The sequence below is a fragment of the Paenibacillus sp. FSL M7-0420 genome (assembly GCF_038002345.1).
Lineage (GTDB): Bacteria > Bacillota > Bacilli > Paenibacillales > Paenibacillaceae > Paenibacillus_AQ.
Window position 1 is genome coordinate 1 of the sequence record NZ_JBBOCJ010000002.1, and the last position, 5,834, is coordinate 5,834.

The 5,834-nt window shown below is 38.3% G+C and carries 3 protein-coding genes and 1 pseudogene; all 4 read left to right on the top strand.

All coding sequences use genetic code 11. The annotated features are described in order from the left end of the window. The first annotated feature begins 76 nt into the window (after positions 1-76). On the top strand, positions 77-1,513 hold the full coding sequence (locus tag MKX51_RS33095; protein WP_340995794.1) for a plasmid recombination protein: 1,437 nt from the start codon (positions 77-79) through the stop codon (positions 1,511-1,513). Positions 1,514-1,696: 183 nt separating this feature from the next. Then, positions 1,697-2,308, top strand: coding sequence for a helix-turn-helix domain-containing protein (locus MKX51_RS33100; RefSeq protein ID WP_340995795.1), 612 nt, complete (start codon positions 1,697-1,699; stop codon positions 2,306-2,308). Between the two features lie 955 nt (positions 2,309-3,263). Continuing rightward, a pseudogene (locus tag MKX51_RS33105) lies at positions 3,264-3,777 on the top strand (plasmid recombination protein); the annotation flags it as partial. 98 nt (positions 3,778-3,875) lie between these two features. After that, on the top strand, positions 3,876-4,658 hold the full coding sequence (locus tag MKX51_RS33110) for an acetoin reductase (RefSeq protein ID WP_327826148.1): 783 nt from the start codon (positions 3,876-3,878) through the stop codon (positions 4,656-4,658). The last annotated feature ends 1,176 nt before the right edge of the window (positions 4,659-5,834 follow it).

Genomic DNA, 5,834 nt, shown 5'->3' on the forward strand with positions numbered 1-5,834 from the left:
GTTACTCTTATTGACAAACTTCGTCGCTTTGCTAGACTTGTTTTATCAATAATTTTGGGCGGAGTGGTGATATTTTATGTTGGCTTCTATCTCTTTCAATCAATCTCACAAAAGTAACATGGCACACAATAACCGAGAAAATATTTATGGGAATCCTGGCATTGATCCGTCCAGGCTAGATGAAAATATTTATTTTGTTCAGAAGGATATTCGAGAAGTGTATGAGGATACCTTTGGTGAAGCGGTGGAAGCCTACAATGCAAAGCAGAGTAGGAAAGACCGCAAGATTGAGGACTATTACGAGAAGATTCGCAATGACAGTAAAACGCATGAACAAAGGGAATTGATTGTTGCCATTGGAGAAGGAAAAGACGGTGAGGAATACCGCGGTTTAAAAAAGGCTGCATTGGTGCAGTATGCAGAGGAATTTCAAGAAAGAAATCCGAATCTAGCAGTCTATAACATGGTGTTGCATGATGATGAAGCGAATCCCCATTTGCATATTAATTACGTTCCGAACTTTGAAAGCAAAAGGGGTCTGACAAGGCGTGTCGGCATGGATAAAGCCTTACAACAACAAGGCATTGAAGGAAAAGGGACAGAACTCATTAAGCATTGGCGTGAGCGAGAGACCGCACGCATTGAGGAGCTGGCGAAGGCTCATATTCCCGATTTTGAAAGAGCCAATGTCGGTTCCCACAAGTACATGAAAGTTCCTCAATTCAAAGAAGCCAAAGAAGCTTTGAAGCAAATCGAAGCAGAGGGGCTTAAAAAGCGCCAGGAGATTGTAAAAGCGATTAACCATATAGATGACCTTCAATCTTCTAAAAAGGCCTTAGAAACCGAATATGAAGCTCAGAGGGCTATTGTGAGAGAGTTTAAAGAGCGTGGAAAGACGTTGACCCAATCGACTAAACAACTAGCAGAGATGCCTCAATATAAGGCTCCCAAAGTTGAGCCGATCTATGAGCCAGAAGCTAATACGGACATGCTCGGAAGGTATGTCAAAATCAAGAAAGCCGATTACGATAAAATGTTGGTCAGTCAAAAAGAATCATTGGAAAAACACAAGAGTTTGGCTAAAAACTTTGATATTGTGGCGGAACACTTGAAAAAGGCCAACGTCAATAATTATTACCTTTCTGCAGAACTGGAGAGAGCCAAAAAAGCTATTCCTGTTCAAACAGAGGATTTTGTTCCAAGAGCCGAACATGAGAAGGTGAAAAAGGCGTTAGAATCGTCTGAACGCCGACATGAGGAAAAGGATATGGTCATTGAACAGCAGCAAGAACAAATTAAGGATTTAACGCAGCGCATAAAACAGTTTAAATCCATGTGCGTGGATTTTATTAAAGAGAACGTTCCGAAAGCCTTTGATTTGATGAATTCCCTTGCTCAAAAATTCAATTTGGTTAAGGATGTCAATGAGTCGATGAAGCAGGATAAAGAGCGTGAACAGAGGGAGAAGAAAATGCAAAGGCGCAGTCGTGATGATTGGGAAATGGAGCGATAATGCAGGGAATCTATTAATTTGCTATAATTTACTAGAAACGAGAAAAACCGCCCATGCTTTGGACGGCAGGCGGTTGTCTCGTATTACAAAGGACAAGGGAATTAGTCCCTTTATATTTAATTTAGATATATATATTATATCATAATCGGACTAATTCCTTCCACCAAGGGAGAGAATTATTTTATGACAAAAATTGTGAATTTTGACCAAGCTGAAAGAAATGCTAGAAAAAAAGATTTTGATTTGGAAAAGCTTCAGTACGCTTTAGATCATGGGGGGATTTCTCAAGATTTGATTGAAAATGCTATGGAATTATTAAGTAAAGCTACTGGAAAAGACCTTTACATAGGGACTAAACGCTCACCACAATCGAAAGTGAGGTTTGTTCAATTGATTCAAAGTAATTGGGATTATGCTCTTGAAAATAAATATTTTACTGATGAAGAAATGCTATTTTTATTAAGGATTCAAAGATTTTTAGGATTTAAAAGTAATTGTTTAGTAGACGATATTCTTTCAAAAAATCCTGTTCCTCTAAATCAAAGTCAATTAGCGGAACGACTTGGAACAAGCCGTTCTACGGTTAGTAGAATTGTTAAAGGATTAGTTGAAAAAGGGATTATTGTAAAAGGTGAAGGACACAAAAGGGAAAACGTTAATGTTCGTACATATGCTTTGTTCATCAATCCTAATCTTTTGTATTCAGGAGATAAAGACAATATCGAGGAAACTTTAAAAGCCTTATTTATCAATGCAAAAGCACTACTTAAAGACTTTCCAGTTCAACTATTTTAAGAGCCAAAATTGGCTCTTTTTTTTCGATTTTCTTTGTTATCAAATCTGATAACTAATGTTATCTAATCTGATAACAAAGAAAACCTCTAAAAACCCTTGATATAACAGTCTTTTTTAAACTCTATAAGGTTGTTACACTCTCACTCTCTATATAAGGGCTTTTCTCCATGCAAGGTACGGGTAGTATTTTTTGAGAAACCCACTCAAAAAATCTCCACCCTTTCCCCCTTGCATTCCGAAATTTTGGCGGTGCTGAACTGTCGCCAAGCCGACGTACCTAAAACGAGGATTTAAGGCAATCGGCTTGCTCGTGCCATTGTACCGCCAAAACCGCCAGTGCTACCGTTCATAATTTTTTTCTTTTGCCTTATGGATCTACGCAATAAGGGGCTAGCCCCTCTTGGCTCTCGCCAATTCACCCCAGCCTGCGCCTTCCACCCTAAAACAAGGGGGAAACCCAAAAAACCAACCCTTTGCCAGAAGCTCATAAATGCCCTCTGCAGCGTTTTTGGCGCTAGCAAGGCTTTTTAATATGGCTCATCTCTGGCGATGGCCAGAGGGGCCATACCTGGCATCTGTCAACGATACCGGACCGTCAGGGAGGATAAGGAGTTGACAGATACGCTGCACCAAGACCCTCTTGGTGTGTCAAAAGTGCACCTTTTGACCTGCCTACCGGCGAGGGAGCCCCTCAAGGATTGAGGGGTTGGGGAGTTCGATTAGGGGGTCTGGGGAAGAGTTCCCCAGCTGGGTTTGGGCAAGGCCCAAGGTCTTGTTTTTTGCCATGCAGGGCATGGCTCGGCGGAGCCGAAAAGCCTCGCAGAGCCCTATGTATTTTGTAACGTAGTGACAAAATACGTATAGGAAAATACGTATAGGGTTATGCTAATTGACAAACGTCGTCGCTTTGCTAGACTTGGTTTATCAATAATTTTGGGCGAAGTGGTGATATTTTATGTTGGCTTCTATCTCGTTTAATCAATCTCATAAAAGCAATATGGCACATAATAACCGAGAAAATATTCATGGGAATCCTGGCATTGATTCGTCCAGGCTAAACGAAAATATTTACTTTGTTCAAAGGGATATTCGAGACGTTTATCAAGAGGTATTCGGTGAAGCGGTCGAAGCCTACAATGCGAAGCAAAGTAGGAAAGACCGTAAGATTGAGGACTATTACGAGAAAATTCGAAAGGACAGTAAAACGCATGAACAAAGGGAGCTTATTGTTGCCATTGGAGAGGGGAAAGATGGCGAGGAATACCGGCCTTTGAAGAAAGCGGCACTAGTGCAGTATGCAGAGGAGTTTCAAGAAAGAAATCCCAATTTAGCAGTCTATAACATGGTCTTGTATGATGATGAAGCGAACCCCCATTTACATATCAATTACGTTCCGAATTTTGAGAGTAAGCGAGGGCTTACAAGGCGTGTCGGCCATGGATAAAGCTTTACAGCAACAAGGCATCAAGATAAGAAAAAACAAGAAAAAAACATAAATATTGCTTAATTTTTTTTAAAGAATACAATTTTTATTGAAAGCACTAAATATAAAAGGAGACATAAGCATATGAACTCAGAAAATAAAGTAGCAATAATAACAGGTTCAGCAGGTGGTTTAGGTAAAGCTATAGCTGAAAGATTAGCAAATGATGGTTTTAATATCGTTGTTCAAGACATCAATAATGATTTGTTACTAGAAACAGAAAAAGAATTCAAAGAAAAAGGATATAATGTAATATCTTTCAAAAGTGATGTTTCAAAACAAAAAGAACAAGAAGAACTAGTTAAATTTACTGTAAAAGAATTTAATAAATTAGATGTTTTTATTAATAATGCAGGTGTGGATGCTGTAACACCTTTCTTAGAAATAGACGAAAATCAACTTAATAAATTATTTAATATTAATGTATTTGGAACTGTTTATGGTACCCAAGCAGCTGCAAAACAATTTATAAAACAAAATACAAAAGGTAAAATAATAAACGCTTGTAGTATAGCAGGTCACGAATCTTACGAAATGCTAGGTACATATTCAGCTACTAAACACGCAGTTAGATCATACACTCAAGTTGCAGCTAAAGAATTAGCAAAGTATAAAATTAACGTTAATGCTTATTGTCCAGGAGTGGCAAAAACTAAAATGTGGGAAAGAATCGATGAAGAAATGGTTAAATATGATGAAAATTTAAATCCTGGAGATGCTTTTGAAAAATTTTCAAGTGCTATAAAATTAGGAAGATATCAAGAACCTAAAGATGTAGCAAATTTAGTATCATTCCTAGCTTCGGAAGATTCAGATTATATAACTGGTCAATCTATTTTAACAGATGGCGGATTAGTTTATAGATAAAAAATAAACAGTTTAATTAATTTGGTTTTTATTCCAATTTCCTTTTTGAATAGAAACTTTGAACCCTAAAAACCCAAAGCGTGTCAATCGTTCGGTTTAATAGCTAGCGCTATCCGAACGCTTGCGCTTTAAGTTTATTTTAGGGTTCTTTTCTTTTTCAAAAAGTTTTCTCGGCATAAAGTCGTCTAAATATTGGGGTAGCGTCAGGATTATGCGTAATAACAACGCTAAGGAAATAAACCTTGTTCCAATAGGGTTTAATCTATTGAGACTTAACCGATTTTGCGTCAAATAAAGCTTGCTAGTGTCTCGTATGACTTGTCTCAAAAGTCTTATCGTTGTTAAATCCTTCATTTTTAATGCTGAAAACAGCTAACCGTTGTAAATCCGCATTTTCGGGACGCTACCCCATATTATACACTTCATTTTAAAAATAAGGATTTAACGAAAATATAAAACACTAAAACAATAACAGCAAAATAAAAGCCAAGATACTGTTATTCACTTTACTTTATTGTAAGTTTTAGTTACGAAAATCATTAATATTGTTGTATAAGCAGTTGTTAAGATTAAACCTGCTATAGCACTAAAATACATAGTGTTAATCTTTTTTATAAATTTTATTTTCATACGAGAAATAAGTCCTTTGTCGTTTTAACGCTAGTATTTGTTTAAAACTTTTTCTTAATTCTTAAGAACTAAGAAAAAGACGAAATTCGACAATGTTTTTAATTTGATAAGGGATCAACGAACGATTATTTGATTTTGCTAGCAAGCAATTAGGGCTTTAGGAGCGCCTTAAGGCGGTTCTGTTGCCTTAAAGGCAACCAAAGGTCTTTTAAGTAAGGGGTAACATCTCACAACGGCGAGAAAGCCCCGTATGGTGTCTGTCAACGGTACCGGACCGCAGGGAGGATAAGGAGTTGACGGACTCACTGCACCAAGACCCTCTTGGTGTGTCAAAAGTGCACCTTTTGACCTGCCTACCGGCGAGGGAGCCCCTCAAGGATTGAGGGGTTGGGGAGTTCGATTAATGGGGTCTGGGGAAGAGTTCCCCAGTGGGTTTGGGCAAGGCCCAAGGTCTTGTTTTTTGCCATGCAGGGCATGGCTCGGCGGAGCCGAAAAGCCTCGCAGAGCCCTATGTATTTTGTAACGTAGTGACAAAATACGTATAGG